The 405-nt window shown below is 68.9% G+C and carries 1 protein-coding gene; it reads left to right on the top strand.

All coding sequences use genetic code 11. The annotated features are described in order from the left end of the window. The coding region (locus BAE31_RS11160; protein WP_139336383.1) for a response regulator at window positions 1–405 on the top strand (405 nt) is incomplete at both ends.

Below are 405 nucleotides of genomic sequence, written 5' to 3'. Positions count from 1 at the left end.
ATCGCCTGCTGCTGGCGCAGATCGTCCGGCGCCAGGGCCATACGGTGTTCACCGCGCAGGATGGTGCCGAGGCGGTCGCGCTGTTCAGCGAGCAGCGCCCGCAGCTGGTGCTGCTCGATGCGCTGATGCCGGTCATGGACGGCTTCGAGGCGGCGCGGCGGATCAAGGCCCTGGCGGGCGAGGTCCTGGTGCCGATCATCTTCCTCACCTCCCTGAACGAGGAGGACGCGCTGGTGCGCTGTCTCGAGGCCGGCGGCGACGACTTCATGGCCAAGCCCTACAGCCCGGTCATCCTGGCTGCCAGGATCCAGGCCATGGACCGCCTGCGGCGCCTGCAGGAAACGGTGCTGCAGCAGCGCGACCAGATCGCCCATCACCACCAGCACCTGCTCAACGAGCAACGCG

It is taken from the genome of Bacillus sp. I-2 (genome assembly GCF_001974945.1).
Classification (GTDB): domain Bacteria; phylum Bacillota; class Bacilli; order Bacillales; family Bacillaceae; genus Bacillus; species Bacillus safensis.
This window is presented reverse-complemented; position numbering and strand designations above follow the sequence as displayed.